Source organism: Fodinibius sp. GM108 (assembly GCF_058386985.1).
The window spans coordinates 198,162-214,576 of the sequence record NZ_JBYEIR010000007.1 but is presented as its reverse complement, the minus strand read 5'-3'; the positions used below and the strand labels follow the sequence as shown (position 1 = coordinate 214,576).

11 protein-coding genes are annotated in these 16,415 nt (G+C 43.4%); 5 read left to right on the top strand and 6 right to left on the bottom strand.

All coding sequences use genetic code 11. The features are described from left to right. Positions 1-67 precede the first annotated feature (67 nt). The gene (locus ACT3ID_RS14295) at positions 68-1,072 is read right to left on the bottom strand and encodes a LacI family DNA-binding transcriptional regulator (protein ID WP_491542730.1); all 1,005 of its coding nucleotides are present in this window, start codon (positions 1,070-1,072) and stop codon (positions 68-70) included. A 490-nt stretch (positions 1,073-1,562) separates the two neighbouring features. Between ACT3ID_RS14295 and ACT3ID_RS14290 the strand changes: the two genes are divergently transcribed. The 4 genes from ACT3ID_RS14290 (at position 1,563) to yaaA (ending at position 5,214) form a co-directional block, all read left to right on the top strand. After that, positions 1,563-2,705: a phosphodiester glycosidase family protein gene (locus ACT3ID_RS14290; protein WP_491542729.1), complete on the top strand. Its 1,143-nt coding sequence runs from the start codon at positions 1,563-1,565 to the stop codon at positions 2,703-2,705. Between the two features lie 7 nt (positions 2,706-2,712). Continuing rightward, positions 2,713-3,717: a metallophosphoesterase family protein gene (locus ACT3ID_RS14285; RefSeq protein WP_491542728.1), complete on the top strand. Its 1,005-nt coding sequence runs from the start codon at positions 2,713-2,715 to the stop codon at positions 3,715-3,717. Positions 3,718-3,911: 194 nt separating this feature from the next. Beyond that, positions 3,912-4,361, top strand: a complete 450-nt coding sequence (locus ACT3ID_RS14280) for a CHRD domain-containing protein (protein WP_491542727.1) — start codon at positions 3,912-3,914, stop codon at positions 4,359-4,361. 91 nt (positions 4,362-4,452) lie between these two features. After that, positions 4,453-5,214 (top strand): peroxide stress protein YaaA, encoded by a 762-nt coding sequence (gene yaaA / locus ACT3ID_RS14275; RefSeq protein WP_491542726.1) that lies wholly within the window; start codon positions 4,453-4,455, stop codon positions 5,212-5,214. A 540-nt stretch (positions 5,215-5,754) separates the two neighbouring features. Here yaaA and ACT3ID_RS14270 read toward each other — a convergent pair. Together ACT3ID_RS14270 and ACT3ID_RS14265 are read right to left on the bottom strand one after the other, a co-directional pair. After that, positions 5,755-5,985, bottom strand: a complete 231-nt coding sequence (locus tag ACT3ID_RS14270) for a DUF2905 domain-containing protein (RefSeq protein WP_491542725.1) — start codon at positions 5,983-5,985, stop codon at positions 5,755-5,757. Between the two features lie 18 nt (positions 5,986-6,003). Then, entirely contained in the window at positions 6,004-6,996 is a 993-nt protein-coding gene (locus ACT3ID_RS14265; protein ID WP_491542724.1) for a methylenetetrahydrofolate reductase, read from the bottom strand. A 166-nt stretch (positions 6,997-7,162) separates the two neighbouring features. Here ACT3ID_RS14265 and metH point away from each other — a divergent pair, with 166 nt between their 5' ends. Then, positions 7,163-10,855, top strand: coding sequence for a methionine synthase (metH, locus tag ACT3ID_RS14260; RefSeq protein WP_491542723.1), 3,693 nt, complete (start codon positions 7,163-7,165; stop codon positions 10,853-10,855). A gap of 403 nt (positions 10,856-11,258) precedes the next feature. Here metH and ACT3ID_RS14255 read toward each other — a convergent pair whose 3' ends face one another. The 3 genes from ACT3ID_RS14255 to ACT3ID_RS14245 all read right to left on the bottom strand — a co-directional run bounded on the left by ACT3ID_RS14255 (position 11,259) and on the right by ACT3ID_RS14245 (position 16,254). After that, the gene (locus ACT3ID_RS14255; RefSeq protein ID WP_491542722.1) at positions 11,259-11,765 is read right to left on the bottom strand and encodes a hypothetical protein; all 507 of its coding nucleotides are present in this window, start codon (positions 11,763-11,765) and stop codon (positions 11,259-11,261) included. Between the two features lie 185 nt (positions 11,766-11,950). After that, the gene (locus ACT3ID_RS14250) at positions 11,951-13,291 is read right to left on the bottom strand and encodes a RagB/SusD family nutrient uptake outer membrane protein (RefSeq protein WP_491542721.1); all 1,341 of its coding nucleotides are present in this window, start codon (positions 13,289-13,291) and stop codon (positions 11,951-11,953) included. A 23-nt stretch (positions 13,292-13,314) separates the two neighbouring features. Further along, positions 13,315-16,254 carry a SusC/RagA family TonB-linked outer membrane protein gene (locus tag ACT3ID_RS14245; RefSeq protein ID WP_491542720.1) on the bottom strand — a complete coding sequence of 980 codons (2,940 nt, stop codon included), beginning with the start codon at positions 16,252-16,254 and terminating at the stop codon, positions 13,315-13,317. Between the last annotated feature and the right edge of the window lie 161 nt (positions 16,255-16,415).

The following is a 16,415-nucleotide window of genomic DNA, read 5'->3' as shown; positions in this document are numbered from 1 at the left end:
TTGAGTTATTTTACCGCAGAGGGCGCAGAGAAGCCACAGAGCTTCTCGGAGCAGAAGAAATTTATCGCTATCGTTGCGTGGAGCCGCGTTCCACAAGTTTAGGTTTAATATCTTCTTGGTGGAGCTTTTGATCTCCCCGGACGATCCGGGCTAACTGCCGTATAGCTTTCGTGCCTGTTGTATACATCTGTTGATCGATTGTAGTCAGATCATAGTATTTACTCAACTTTATGTTATCGTAACCCATAATGGCTATATCCTCCGGCACCTGTATATTCAACCGGGATAATGCATACATAGCACCAATAGCCAACGTATCATTCAGGCAAAAAATGGCTTCCGGAAAGCTGCCGTGCTTTTTCATTTCTTCGATAGCCTCGTAACCTGCCTCCTCCGAAAAACCTGCATGTTTTTCACTTTCACCTTTAGCAATATGCTGTTCTGAAATGGAAATGTCATGCTCTTTAAGCGCATCCATAAATCCGCGATTTCGCTCGGCCGAAGACTTTGTTTCAGAAGCTGAAGAGATTAACCCGATATTTTTAAAGCCCTGTTCGGCCAAATAACTGCCGGCCAGGTAGCTTCCCTTATAATCATCCACATGATAATAATTGTAATCCTCATGCTTAGTGTTGACCAATACCGTAGGTATGGCATTTGCCTTTAGCTGTTTGTGAATTTCATCAGGCAGATCAATTGAAAGTATGATAACCGCATCGGCCATGCCCCGGTCAAAAAAGAGCTTCATCCGCTCTTCCGGGTTTTTTGAGCCCGTATTGTACATCATCATGTCAAGATCGATGTGGGCTATTTCATCCTTAATACCCTTTAAAACCTCATTGTAATAAGGCGTAGTAAAAGAAGGTACCACCACAGCCATCATCTGCGGTTCACCGGTAGCTAATTTTCGTGCAGTTAATTGTGGAGTAAAATTCAGTTCTTCGATAACTTCTAAAACGCGGCGTTTGGTCTCCTCGGAAACACGAGGGGAATCATTAAGCACCCGAGATACCGTTGCCGTACTTACTCCTACTTGTTTGGCCACTTCATATATGGTTGCTTTTTCAGGCATCGTCTTTAAATAAATTTGGCTTTATACAACGTTAAAATCTGATCCAAAATAAGAGTAAAATCTGACAAACCAATCGATATACCAGATATTAATTACAAATATTCACATGATACCGGTTCCAATTTGACAAACTAAGGATAAAGAATACTTTATTAGAAGCCGTCCGCAATCAGCCATCAGCTTAATATCGGATCATTTCTGATAATAGCTGAATGCTGGCTGCTTCTACGGGACTTGATACAGCAAAAAAGCAACCTTATACGGAATCATTATAGTTATAATTTATCACGTTTAGCAGTTAAATAAAGAGAAAAGTGTATTCACAAACTCCTAAATCCCTCCCGAAAGCTTTCGGGAGAGACTTCTTGTTCAACCCTCTTATTTAAAATATAGAGTTCCCCTTCCCGGGAGGGGACAGGGTGGATTCAACAACCAAATCAGAATAGCAGAAACCAAACTCCAAACACCTATTTTGTAATAATCTATCACTGTGACCTACGCTATTAAAATAAAATTATTCTTTTTTTGCGGATTTATTTTCTGCCTCACCCTTTCAGTACAAGGTCAAGTCGACACCCTGAAAGTTGAGCGGCCTGCAGACAGTATTACCTATGTTTCGCTTGTTGATTCCACGGAACCCTGGCGCATACACCTGTTGCAAATTGATTTACAGCAGGCATCCGCGGAGCTGCACAGCCATAAAGCATTACCGGATGGTGATCCCGAAACCCCCACACGTCAGACTCTTACTGAAATGTGGAAACAGCTGGAATCCGACGGACTCAATCCCATCGCAGGGATTAATGCGGATTTTTTCAATCTCGAAACGGGCCAACCTATTAACATACAGATTTCAAATCACCAGCCTGTTTTTATACCGCATAACGTACCCAATCGCTCGCAGTTTGGCGTATCGGTCGATGGGGCTCCTTTTATTGATATCTTGGATTTCGATGGAGCCGTTTCGGTAAATAGTCACCAAACAACAATTCAAGGGGTTAATATTTTACCTCCTGAAGATGGACTGACACTCATTAAGAAACCGCTGGACATTTTACCCACTGATTCCATGCTTGTTGCACCTTTACAGTTTCTGGCCGAAGATGATTCAGCAAACTTGTCCCAATACACTTTTTCCCACATCCCTAAACTTAACCCGCCTCTGCTCGTTGCTTCAGGGAATATGAAAGACTCACTGCAAATCCTCCAACAAACCGGAGATACCTTGAATACCAAATTCCAATTCCAATCAAATTCCCATGAAAGTTCTATAGAGGAACTTGTGGGCGGGGCTGTCCAGCTTATCGAAAATGGTAAACAAGTCGTGGACCGACAGCTGGATATTGAAGGAGTAAGTGCTTCATTCGCTTCCGATCGCCATCCGCGCACGGCCATAGGAATAGCTGATGGATATTTATACATGCTTGTCGTTGACGGACGCCAGGAAGCAAGCGCAGGCATGTCGCTCTACGAGCTGGCTGAATTTATGTCGACCTATGGAATCACGGAAGCTCTGAATTTGGACGGAGGCGGATCCACAACCATGGTGGTCGACGGCAAAATTGTGAACAGCCCCTCTGATCCAACAGGCCCACGGCCCGTTTCAAATGCACTCTTTTTAATCAAGAATTAATCTTGAAATGCCAAAAAATACTGTAGCAGCTTTTTGCGGGTTTTTATGGTTAGCATTCACTTTCACTGTATGTGGGTGGACTCAACCGACAGAGCATAACAGTGAGCCGATTCGTATTGCTGTGATCAGTGACATGAATAGTGCATATGGGTCTACCAAATATGATTCTACAGTACATGCCACAATCGATTATATCATCACTGAAGTAAAGCCAGACCTCGTACTTTCCGGCGGAGATATGATTGCCGGTCAAAAGCCCGCTCTTTCAAATGAACGGGTACGTGCCATGTGGCAGGCTTTTGATAAACATATTGCCAGCCGGTTTCAAAAAGCCGAAATTCCCTTCGCTTTTACCATTGGCAATCATGATGGTTCGGGACATCCTCCGCACCAACGGGATCGTGATCTTGCCGAGGAGTATTGGAAATCCCCTGCTCATCAACCGAATCTGAACTGGAGTGACAAAGCAGGTTTCCCGTTTTACTACAGTTTTAACCTGAATGATGCACATATTGCCATCTGGGATGCGTCCACGGCCAGTATTCCTGATTCCAACTTGTCCTGGCTGAAAAAGGAGTTTAATCAAAAACCCTCTGATTTTGGAATACTTGTAGGACACCTGCCGCTGTATGGCGTAGCTCACGAACGCGATACCAAAGGCAATGTGCTCGAGAATCCAAAGCAAATACATTCGCTGATGAAAGAATTAGATGTCGATCTATATGTAAGCGGACATCATCACGCTTTTTACCCCGCGTATAAGGATGGGATTCAATTTTTACATTCGGGCGCTATCGGTTCGGGACCGCGAGAATTGCTGCAAAGCGATAAACCGGCTATAATAGCTTTTACAATGCTGGAAATTTATCCCAAACAACAGCGTATCCGTTACACAACATATAATGTAGAAAACTGGAATCGCATATCTCATTCGTCGCTTCCTGATTCGATCGAAAGTCGTAACGGTACTGTTTATTTATCCGACGAAGAGGTACAGTTGGATAATGAATAGCTGATAACGACTATGTCATACTGAACTTGTTTCAGCATCTGTTGCTAAGTTTTGTTTAAAGCCTTTAAATCAAGTTTCATATAGATCCTGAAATAAATTCAGGATGACACTCGGTTTTTCAAAGCTCCCTGATAATAATCAGATAATAATTTTTGTTATTTTATTGATGATTAATGACAATTGAGGAGTTCATTATGAAAAAAGTACTCATCATTCTACCACTACTCTTCGCAGGCTTAATATTTCATTCACCAGAGCTCCAGGCACAGCAGGCGCAAACGATTGTTTTGGCAGGTTATAATCATTCGCCACCAGTTTCTACTCCTGGATCTGGTATGGCAACTATAACGCTTAAAGAAGATACCCTTACTGTGAAAGGTGATTTTGATAATCTCACGAGCTCTTTCTCAGGGGCGTATCTAATGGTGAAGCTTAGAGGACAGCCTGGAAATCAATTATATCGTTTGAAGACCGATTTGAATGAAGAAAGGACCGGTGGCATTTTTAATCCCAGCAAAAATAAATTTGCTCTTTCTCCCGCCGAACTAAAACTGCTGAAGGAAGGGGAACTGTATATCAATATTACTTCTTCAGAAAACAGAAAAGGAGAACTGCGCGGCGATATCAAACCGATGGGAAAGTGACAAACTAATTCAGATGGAATGATGAACCAGCAAATACGAGTTACTACATCCTGATATTCAGCATAAAAATATTAAACTCACAGTATTTATTATGAAAATTGTACTTTCACCGGCAAAATCATTGGATTACGAAAGCGAACTGCCAACTGATAAAGCTACACAGCCCCATTTTTTAGAAGAAGCTGAAAAGCTAAACAACAGACTGGCTGAAATGTCCAAAGATGAACTGAAAGAGCTTATGGACATCAGTCAGGATTTAGCTGATCTCAATTACGAGCGTTATCAAAAGTTCTCAACTCCGTTTAATAAAGAAAATGCTCGTCCCTGTATTTATGCTTTTGACGGATCGGCTTACCGGGAACTGGATGCTTATTCTATTGATGAATCCCACATCGATACGCTCCAAAACAGCCTGCGCATATTGTCCGGAATGTATGGCATTCTGCGTCCATTAGACTTGATGCAACCCTATCGCCTGGAAATGGGTACCAAACTGTCAATTGACGGACATGACCGATTGTATGATTTTTGGGGCGACAGTCTAACCGAAGCTCTGAATGATGAACTGGAAGATGACGAGCTTTTCGTCAATCTTGCCAGCAAAGAGTATTTTAAAGCTCTGAATCCAAACAAGCTAAAGGTTGATGTCATCGAACCAAAATTCAAAGATTTTAAGAACGGTAATTTGAGAACTGTTGGGTTCTACGCTAAAAAGAACCGCGGGACGATGGCACGTTATCTCATAGAAAATGAGGTCAACAGCTATGAGGGATTGCTGGGCTTTAACGGAAATGATTACAGCTACAGCGAAGAGCATACTGAAAAGGAAACAGAACCGGTTTTTGTTCGGTAGGAGATCGGCTTTAGCTCAAACCACTCATCGGACGGCTAAAGCAGTCGTTCGACGACGACTAATCCAGAAACCTCCTCTCTGGTTGCAGGGAGTTCTGCTCCCGAAGTAAAAACGGTTATTTACTCTGTAACAAAAATCCGGTGTATACTAAACAGTGCTGGCTTGCAAATGAGCAGGAGAGCTCACATTTGTAACAGTAATACAGCCGGTGGCCAGGCTTGAGATCTCTCCCGAAAGTCTTCGTGATCGGAATGACATTGAAGTGGTAAGGAAAGAAATTACCTTTAATCAAAAGCATAATCTTTATCCCGCTCTCCAGCCCCTGTCAAGTCATTCCGAAGAATTCAGTGGTTTTCTGAATGATGAGGAATCTCAAGTGAGTGAGAGAAAAGGTCCTTGGAACGAAGTCTTGCTTGTTATCAGTCGACAGCTAGATCTCACTACTCGTCAACGACAAAGCAGTCGTTCAACGAGAATGCATCCATACAGCGCGGGATTTAAATCCCGCGCTAGTGATAAGCGAAATCTCATATTCAGCTTTCAACCACGAAAAAAACGAGCAAAAAGCGTAAGCAGAATACTCAGCACAATGCTGATAATAATCATCGTGGTAATGGGGAAGTAAAAACTGAAATTCTCTTTCTCGACGCGGATATCACCAGGCAGATTGCCCAGCCATCCCATCTTATCGCCAAACAGGTAAAGAATTACTCCACCAAACACGATTATAAGCCCTATGCCAATCAACCATTTTCCTAACTCGGAACTCACAATCGTGTGCTTTTCTGGTTATTCCTCCGGACGTGCTTCCACTACTTTTTTTCCTATACTGTGCCCCATTGGAAGCTTATCGATGGCTCTCAGGGCCGGACTGGGATCACCCATAATATAGAAATGGATTCCGGGCGCCCCTCCTTCAAGCAGTTCGGTGCACTGCTGTGCTGCCCATTCAATGCCAATTTGCTCTGCGTTCTCCGGATCAGCTTCTACTTCATGTGAAAGTGATTCGGGAATATTCAAGTGAAAGTATTTGGGCAGAAAATTAAGATGACGCTCACGGGTAAGTACTTTTAGTCCCGGTACAATAGGACATTCTATACCTTCAGCACGACACTTATCCACAAACTCAAAATAGGCTTCGTTATCAAAAAACATCTGCGTAACGATATAGTCACCGCCGGCATCCACTTTCTTTTTCAACTGCTTGATGTCAAAATCAAGGTTGGGAGCCTCAAAGTGTTTCTCGGGATAGCCTGCTACGCCTACACAAAAATCGGTTTCATGGGCATTGACAATATCCTCCAAATATTTGCCCCGATTCATATCTTTGATCTGTTTGACCAGATCCAAAGCATATTTATTGAACGTGCCGTTTTTGTATCGCGGGATGGAATCATCCGGTGAATCACCGCGAATAGCCAGCACGTTATCAATCCCCAGATAGTTTAGCTCGATAAGCGCATCTTCGGTCTCCTCCTTTGTAAATCCTTCACAAATCAGGTGCGGAACCGGATCCACGCCATATTTATGCATGATGGCTGCACATAAACCAATCGTGCCGGGCCGCTTCCGTTTAATGTGGCGTTTGATCGTTCCGTCAGATAACTCTTCGTAATGTGATTCCGCTGCATGGTACGTCACATCAATAAACGGCGGATTATATTCCATAACCTGGTCCAGTGATTCAAACACCTTATCAACCGACCCCCCTCTCTTGGGCGGAATAATCTCAAAAGATATTAATGGTTCTTTTGCTCTAGCGTAATGCTCTATTACTTTCATTTAGTCGAGTATTCTTTGTACCTTTAGAATCCAAAAACTTTTATAAGTTACAGGATTTTTCCAGAAAAAATCTAATAGTGTCAAAGGTAATCACTTCGTAGCTTAGTTAAAAAGTTTTTGTGCAACCACAAGTACCTTATAACCTTATTACCTGAACGTATACTACATGACATTTAAAGAGATTCAAGATCTGCTGAAAGATCGAATTTTAATCCTGGATGGCGCCATGGGCACCATGATCCAGGAACATAAGCTCACCGAAAACGATTATCGCAGCGAACGATTTAAAGACTTTGATAAAGCTGAACTGCAAGGAAACAACGATCTTCTCAGCCTTACACAGCCCGATATTATCAAAAAAATTCATCGACAGTTCCTCGCTGCGGGCTCAGATATCATTGAAACTAACACATTTAACAGCACTTCCATTTCACAGGCCGACTATCACATGCAGGATCTGGCCTATGAGCTGAATGTAGCAGCCGCTGAAAACGCCCGTGACGTGGCCGATGAGTTTACGGATAAAAATCCCGACAAGCCCCGCCTGGTAGCGGGTGCCATTGGTCCCACCAATAAAACCCTTTCCCTTTCACCGGATGTAGAAGATCCCGGCTATCGCGAAATTACATTCGATCAATTGCACAATGCTTATTCCGAGCAGATCCGCGGTTTGGTTGATGGCGGGGTCGACATACTGCTGGTCGAGACCATTTTTGATACGCTGAATGCCAAAGCCGCCATTCATGCGATTCATACGCATGCCCAAGACACCGGCCAAGAACTTCCGGTCATGATCTCAGGTACGATTGTAGATCAGAGCGGGCGCACCCTCTCGGGACAAACCACAGAAGCATTCTGGATTTCAGTCTCCCATACCAAAAATTTGTTAAGTGTGGGGCTAAACTGTTCCTTGGGATCAAAACAGATGCGTCCTTACATCGAAGAACTGGCTAATATTGCTGATTGTCACACTAGTCTCTATCCCAATGCCGGTTTGCCTGACGAGATGGGCGACTATAACGAAACGCCGGAATTCATGGCCGATCAGCTTCGGGAATATGCAGAAGCTGATTTTGTAAACATGGTAGGCGGCTGTTGCGGGACTACACCAGAACATATCGAGGCTATTGCCGAAGCCGCTGAAGAATGTGAGCCAAGAAAAATTCCGGAGCAAAAGCCATATCTGCAACTCAGCGGACTTGAACCACTGGTTGTCCGTCCTGATACCAACTTTGTCAACATCGGCGAACGCACCAATGTGATGGGATCACGGAAATTTAAACGCCTCATCAAAAACGAAGAGTATGAAGAGGCGCTTTCCGTTGCACGTCAGCAGGTAGAAAACGGAGCTCAGATCATTGATATCAATATGGATGAGGGTATGCTCGAATCCCAAGAAGTGATGGTTGATTTCCTGCAGCTGGTAGCAGCAGAACCGGATATTTCGCGTGTGCCAATTATGATCGATTCGTCAAAATGGTCGGTTCTTGAGGCCGGACTTAAGGCTACACAGGGCAAATCGGTTGTCAACTCTATCAGCCTTAAAGATGGCGAAGATGCCTTTAAAAAACAGGCACGCGAAATTCTGAATTATGGAGCAGCCGTAGTCGTGATGGGCTTCGATGAAAAAGGACAAGCCGACAGCTACGAACGCCGTATTGAAATAGCTGAACGGGCTTACAATATTCTTACTGAAGAGATTGGTTTTGCTCCGCAGGATATCATTCTCGATCCGAATATTCTTACTGTAGCTACCGGCATTGAAGAGCACAGAAATTATGCGGTGGATTTCCTTAAAGCTACCGAATGGATTAAAGAAAACCTGCCGCTGGCCAAAGTAAGCGGTGGAGTTAGTAACATCTCGTTCTCATTCCGCGGTAATAACAAAGTGCGCGAAGCGATGCATTCGGCTTTTCTGTATCATGCCATCCAGGCGGGACTCGATATGGCGATCGTTAATGCGGGACAGCTTGAGGTTTATGAACAGATTCCCGAAAAGCTGCGTGAGCTGGTTGAGGACGTACTTTTCAACCGCCGCGATGATGCTACCGAACGTCTTGTTGATTATGCCGAAGAGATTAAGGATGACGAGACCGAAACAGAGCAGAAAACACAGGAATGGCGAACCAAATCCGTAGAAAAACGCATTGAACACGCACTGGTTAAAGGCATTGTGGATCATATTGTAGACGATGTCGAGGAAGCGCGACAAAAGTACGATCATCCGATCGATGTCATTGAAGGTCCCATGATGGACGGTATGGATGTGGTAGGTGATCTGTTTGGCTCGGGCAAGATGTTTTTGCCCCAGGTTGTGAAAAGTGCTCGCGTAATGAAGAAGGGGGTGGCGCATCTTATTCCATATATTGAAGAAGAAAAAAAGAAAAATAAAAACAGCGAGCCCAAGGCAAAAGTACTGCTGGCTACGGTGAAAGGAGATGTTCACGATATTGGCAAAAATATCGTGTCGGTGGTACTACGCTGCAACAATTTTGATGTGATCGATCTCGGGGTGATGGTTCCCGCGGATAAAATCCTGGAGGAAGCCCGAAAGAACAAAGTGGATATTATTGGCCTTAGCGGACTTATTACACCCTCTCTGGATGAGATGGTGCACGTTGCTAAGGAACTTAAACGCGAAGACTTTGATCAACCGCTGCTTATTGGCGGAGCTACAACATCGCGCACGCATACAGCCGTAAAAATTGAGCCTAACTATGATCGACCGGTGATTCATGTGCTGGATGCATCCCGCAGCGTTTCCGTGACCAGCAATCTCGTATCCAAAACCCTGCGCGATGAATTCGTTAAAAAGATTAAAAATGAATACGTAAAAGTTCGAGAGCGTCACGAGGGACGATCGAACCGAAAAACATATCTGCCGATTGAAGAGGCACGCGAAAATGCTAAGCAGATCGACTGGGAATCTTCAGATATCGTGAAACCCAATGAACTGGGCACGCAGGTTTTCGACAATTATCCACTGGAAGATATCCGAAACTATATCGATTGGGGACCTTTTTTCATAGCCTGGCAGATGAAGGGGCGATTCCCAGAGGTGCTGGAAGATGAGAAATATGGCGAAGAGGCCCAGAAGTTATACGATGATGCTAACCGCCTGCTTGACAAGATTGTGGATCAGAAACTGCTGAAGGCTCGCGCTGTGCTCGGATTATATCCCGCCAATGCCGTAGGCGATGATGTAGAGCTTTATACTAATGACAGTCGCAACGAAGTATTGACAAGCTTTCATATGCTTCGTCAACAGGCAAAAAAACGGCGAGGCCAGCCAAATAAAGCACTTTCTGATTTTGTGGCACCGAAATCATCGGGGATTAAGGACTATATGGGTGGCTTTGCAACTACATGTGGCATTGGGGCACCAGAGCTCGTCAAGCAATTTGAAGACGATCACGATGATTACAATGCTATTCTTACTAAAGCACTGGCTGATCGTCTGGCGGAGGCGTTTACTGAGCTGCTCCACGAAAAGGTACGAAAAGAACTCTGGGGTTATGCTCCGGATGAAGATCTGTCGAATGAGGAGCTCATCAAAGAAAAATACGATGGTATTCGCCCTGCTGCCGGTTATCCGGCACAGCCCGATCACACTGAAAAACGCATCTTGTTTGACTTGTTGAATGTAGAAAAAAATGCCGGTATTACACTAACTGAATCGTTTGCAATGCATCCGGCGGCCTCTGTAAGTGGTTTGTATTTTGCACATCCAGAATCTGACTATTTTAACGTGGGGAATATCGGTAAAGATCAAATAGAAGATTACGCCTGTCGAAAAGATATGAGCGTGAAAGAGGTTGAAAAGTGGCTGGGGCCGAATCTGAATTATGAGCCTGAGTGAAGAACGCGGATAATGCGGGTCGGGGGCTTAAGGCCGAACGGCAAAGCAATGGCAGCATATCCCAATACAAATAATGCAATAGGTGATGAAAGCGGGTATTCAGAGAGGATACGCGGCAGTACTGCTGTCCCCCAAAATTGCCAAGCCGATGACAACTAACCACAGATCATATTGCCCCAGAATATTGAGTTCTTTGTATAACTCCATCTCTTAATGAATATTGAACTGAAAAGCTGACGAGAAAGGTTGTACAGATAATGTTAACAGCGTTACCAAATCTAGGTTCCAAGCGAAATTTGGTGAGCAGGTTTCTTTTCCCTTTTTAACGTTTAATTAGAAGAAGGCTACTGCTTCTACAGGTAGAGTACAAGTGTGAGTAGAGTAATTTCAAGAGTTCTATCACTTACCTGATCTTTGATTCCATTTCCACAACCCTCATCACCTCATCCATGTTACTCAGGTTCATTTTATTCGACTCCACATAATCTACTGGCAGAATGGCAACCCGAAAAATCTGATCCTGTGTATACTCATTTCCGACATCATTAAAATCAACATCACCGTACAAAAACAGCTGTACATCAGCCACGGTGTGATCAAATCCATAGATCATTTCACCGCTATCAAAAAATACAGATACAGGTAGCTGCTGCCACACGTCGTTTCCGGTCTCATCATCGACTTCCCACAACAGGTAAACAACCACGATATCGCTCTCCAAAACTTCAATATTACTGGGAAATTCAGAGATAATACTGTAGCCGTTGGATTCATCAAAACTGGCCTGTACTTCGTATGCCTGCCCCACTGGTCCCGGAGGTCCCTGCGGCCCTTCTGGTCCGGCCGGACCGCGCTCTCCCTGACATGAAATCAAAAATAATATCAACACAACTGCAGTAAGCTTTTTCATAGTCTTTTCTGTTTTATGATTTTTTACTCTTATCACTTATTACATCAATACTTCAATTTAAGATCCCAACAGAACTAAACATTCACATAATCATGTTATTGGAAAAACATATCCTATCATCAATAAAAAAGCCCGCAAACTTTTCACCTGCGGGCTCTTGAGACAATGAGATTGAGCTGAAATCCTTAAATGTCAGGATTATCAGGCGTGTTTGGGTTGTTTTCACTTTCCTGAGAAGGATAAGGGTAATACACCCGGTTTCTCTCAGCTGTCAATGGCGGATCGTTAGGTGGAACTGGTCGTCCCAAACGACGGGCATCCTCGAAACGCATACCGGTCAAATAGAGCTCTGCACTGCGCTGATAGTAGATCTCTTCCAGTAATGAAGACTCGTCAACCGAGCCGGAATAGGCCGGGAGATCAGCTCCTACACCAAAAGGATCCTCATCAGCTTCTTTTGTTCTCACAGCATCTATTTCCTCAATTGCATTATCAAACTGACTAGCCCCCTGCATTACATATGCTTCGGCCCGAATTAAGTTCATCTCTCCAGGTAAGTAAACTGGAATAGATGCGCTCGCACTGGTAAAGAAACCGCTCAGCCTTTCAATAGGAAGCCCATTGGGCTCACTTTGGCGATCTGCTGAATTTAAATAAAAATTCAGCCGCTGATCGCCGGATTCTGTAAGTGGCATACCAAAATTATCCCGGGGTGCATATTCCTGGCCTTCATCTCCCTGCGCCACACCATCAAAAATTGGATTGCGAGTAGTAGAGCCATCGTAATTGAATACGGAGGTTGCTGACATATCTACTTCGTTCGATGCGTCAATGGCATCTTGATAATTACCTGCAAGTAGATTATATCGAGCCCGCATTGCATAAATAGTATTTTCCAAGTCAAAACCGGAAAGAAGAATATTATCATAGAAATCGGCTGACGGTGGAGTCTGGTTAATCCGCTGACGGGCACTATCTAGTAACCGTAATGCTTCAGCTAATACATCTTGTCGGGAGTGGAATTCCACATCTTCACCCGACTCAATAGGTGCTTGTTCGAAACACTGAATAAGATACCCCAGAGACATAGCTCTATATACCTCAGCCAATGCCATAATTCCACTAAGTTCAGCTTCATCAGTAATTAAATCAGGAGCATTATCAATAATTTGTCCCGTCATACTTACCGTCCGGGTTAACCCCGTCCATATATTAGTCACACGGCTGTTTGCAGGTGGTAATGCAGTTCCTCCATTCTCTAATTCAATGAGGCTGGCAAATGTTGTATTAATCGCCAGCTCACGAGTTGTTACACCCGTATTCAATACTACATCCGGATAAACATTTTCAGCATAATTTCCCTGCACACCTATAGCATAAGAGCGGACACCATCAGCTGATGACAGTACGTCTTCTTCAGTTGCCGAGTTCGGATTGGAGATATCCAGCTCACATCCGACCATGGTTAACATAAGTGCGAGCAGAGAAATTTTTATCACAATACATTTACTCTTATAAATATTCATGGTTAGTTCCATTTTCCCTCAAATTAAAATTTTGCAGTTATACCAAAAATGATACTTCTGGGTATCGGCACCTGTACAAAGTCAAATCCTCTTACTGCTGTCCGCTGACCAGCTACATTTGTTTCAGGATCATACCCTGTATAATTATCAATAGAGAAAAGATTACGGCCGGTAAGACTCAACTCTAGACTCTGTAGTCCTAAGATATTGGGAGTTGAAGTATGAGAAACCGACAGCTCACGGAGCTTCAGATAGGATCCATCCTCCACCCATTTTTCAAATATGCCGAAAACCCGCCCATTGTAACCGGAGGGGAGTTCTCCTTCCAATTCTTGCTCATAAATATCCATAGTTCCAAAAGTACCTAAAGCTCCTAATCGACGGGTAAAATTGAACACATCATTACCATAAGAGGCATCAAACTGGGTGTGAATATTCCAGTTCGATCCTATACTAAAATCATTGATTAATGAAGCAAGCCAATCGGGATTTGGATTGCCAATAATGTGGTTGCCTTCTGCTTCTTCAGGAAGACCATTACTGTCGGTTACAATATTTCCTTCTTCATCCCTTTTAAAAGCATCACTGTAAAACACACCCAGCGGCTCACCGTTAATAGCCGCTACCTGACCAAATGATTCCGGGATAATCAGAGTACCTCCTTCGACACCACGGATCTCGTTTTCATTGGCAGAAAAAGTCAAAGAAGAGGTCCATTGCACGTTTTGATTGTTGACAGGAACACCTTTTACCATTAACTCAATGCCCTTATTATCCAACTCTCCAAAATTACCCAACTTTGATTGAAAACCCGTTGATGGTGCAGTAGTACGGAATAATAGCAGATCTTTTGTCTTCTGTTGATACCATGTGAACTCTACTGTTAGCTGATCTGAGAAAAAATTTGCATCAACACCAAGTTCGAGTTCTTGCTGTCGCTCCGGTTTTACATCAGTAGCTCCACGCTGAGTTGAAGGCAGCAGTGCACTTCGACCATTCACAGATAGCGGATTAAATAGATTGAATCTGTCATATGCTCCAATTGCGGTTTGACCACCGGAAACACCCAATGAAGCTCTTAATTTAAAACTTGTTATCAGATCTGCTAAACCAGCACTGGTCCAAAAATCTTCCTCAGAAATTAAGTAAGACCCACTCACTTTTGGAAAAAACTGCCAACGTTCTTCCTGGCCAAACACCGAAGAAGCATCAAATCGTCCGGCACCTGTTAGAAAAATCCGATCATCAAATCCAAAAGTTTGCTGGCCAAAAATTCCATAGATCACTGTTTCACTTCGGAACTCACCAGGCTGGTCAAATTCAGCACCACCAGAAACAACTTCTGATCCAAGGCTGAACCTCTCTGCTTGCATGCCAATAGTCTCAGCATTTTCATATTGAAGAGTACCGCCTGCTAATGTACTGGAGTTAATATTAGAACTAATATCCGTTTGATAACGGATGCGTAGATCATTGTTAAGTTGTAGAAACTCCCGTTCGGAACGACGGCCAAATCCTGTTGAAAGACCAGGAGCAGACGTACCAGTCGGGATAAAGGCTGTTCCAATTTGCGAATAGGTATCAATTCCTAAACTATGATCAATTGATAATTCTTCAGTTGGAGTTAAAGATAGTTTAGCACTTCCTATAACACGATTTACCTCATTTTGAAAATCATATTTGTTAATAACTTCTATTGGATTAGCCAAAAAACCCTCTTGGGGATATTCTCCACTTTCGGGATCTGGTCGGGGATCGAAGGTATTTGGTCCGAAGATAAAACCTGTAAGTGCTCCATAGGAAGCATTTAATCCTCCATTTGGTATCTCCTGACTCTGACTATGGGTATAACTTAAGTTTGTCGAAATATTTGCCCAGTCTGTCAACACTTGATCCAAATTAAGCCGGGCCGTTGATCGGTCATGGTTAGCTCCTTTTACAATACCTTCATTACTGCGATGAGAACCTGAAATATAATACCGGGTTTCTCCGGATCCTCCCGAAATGGAAAGAAACTGATTAGTACCTACCGCTGTTCGGAAAATAAAGTCTTGGAAATCATACCTTTGGCCTGACATCACATTGCCACTGTTATCCAGAAATTCTCCCTGGTCATTGGTAGCCATATTAACATCCAGCTTTTTGCGTATTTGATCGATATTAACGCTGGATTTAATTGTTACAGAAGGTTCACCCGATTGACCTTGCTTTGTAAAAATCTGAACAACTCCATTGTTTGCTCGTGATCCGTAAAGTGCGGCCGCTGCTGCTCCTTTAACAACCTCAATTCGTTCAATATCTTCTGGATTAAGATCTGCTAAACGATTGGTAGAATTCCCTCCTGTGTCAATCAGCTCGGGAGAATCGTTATTCACAATAACACCATCCACTATATACAATGGACTAGCATCACCAAGAAAGGTACCTGTTCCTCTTAAACGCACACTGACACCGCCAGCAGGATCACCCGAATTTTGTTGGACAAGGGCTCCAGCAATCTTTCCCGAAAGTCCGGCATCAATTTGTGTAACTCCCGTTCCTTGAAGCTCATCAGCATTCACAGTGGAAATAGAATTCCCCAACTGACGCTTTTCTGTTAATGCAGAAGCACCTGTAACAACAATTTCATCCGCTCCAATAATATCCTGAGCAAGTGTAACAGTGCCCAAACCAATATCTTGCTCGTTTCCGAGTTCAAGCTGACGTTCTACCGTCCGATATCCTATAAAAGTAATTCGCAGATTATACTCTCCCGGCTCGAGCTCTGCCGTAAGCTTAAAATTCCCATCGGCACCGGCGGAGGTCCCAATAGTAGTGTTTTCAATGCTTATATTCGCACCCGGTAACGGTTCTTCTGTTCGCTGATCTATAAGAGTACCCGAAATGGTGTACTCTACTTCCTGTGCCTGTAGCACAAGCGGAAGCAATAACAGACAAGCAAACGGTAGTATCCACTTTTCCATAAATTATCCTCTTATTTTTCCCCAATTTATCAATTGGAGAAGTTTAAATTATTATTTTTTATAGTTTCTAACATCTGGTCAATTTCATACCGCAGGATCTTTCTGCCCCAGTCGAAAGGATAGTCAATTTTAATAACTAAAGCAGAAAAGTTAGCTTTTTA

Bases quoted from the DNA above. Each gene is read 5' to 3' on its own strand.
- ACT3ID_RS14280 (WP_491542727.1), top strand. From the start codon at position 3,912: ATGAAAAAAGTACTCATCATTCTACCACTACTCTTCGCAGGCTTAATA.
- ACT3ID_RS14250 (WP_491542721.1), bottom strand. From the start codon at position 13,291: ATGAATATTTATAAGAGTAAATGTATTGTGATAAAAATTTCTCTGCTC.
- ACT3ID_RS14255 (WP_491542722.1), bottom strand. From the start codon at position 11,765: ATGAAAAAGCTTACTGCAGTTGTGTTGATATTATTTTTGATTTCATGT.
- ACT3ID_RS14245 (WP_491542720.1), bottom strand. From the start codon at position 16,254: ATGGAAAAGTGGATACTACCGTTTGCTTGTCTGTTATTGCTTCCGCTT.
- metH (WP_491542723.1), top strand. From the start codon at position 7,163: ATGACATTTAAAGAGATTCAAGATCTGCTGAAAGATCGAATTTTAATC.
- ACT3ID_RS14295 (WP_491542730.1), bottom strand. From the start codon at position 1,072: ATGCCTGAAAAAGCAACCATATATGAAGTGGCCAAACAAGTAGGAGTA.
- ACT3ID_RS14285 (WP_491542728.1), top strand. From the start codon at position 2,713: ATGCCAAAAAATACTGTAGCAGCTTTTTGCGGGTTTTTATGGTTAGCA.
- yaaA (WP_491542726.1), top strand. From the start codon at position 4,453: ATGAAAATTGTACTTTCACCGGCAAAATCATTGGATTACGAAAGCGAA.
- ACT3ID_RS14265 (WP_491542724.1), bottom strand. From the start codon at position 6,996: ATGAAAGTAATAGAGCATTACGCTAGAGCAAAAGAACCATTAATATCT.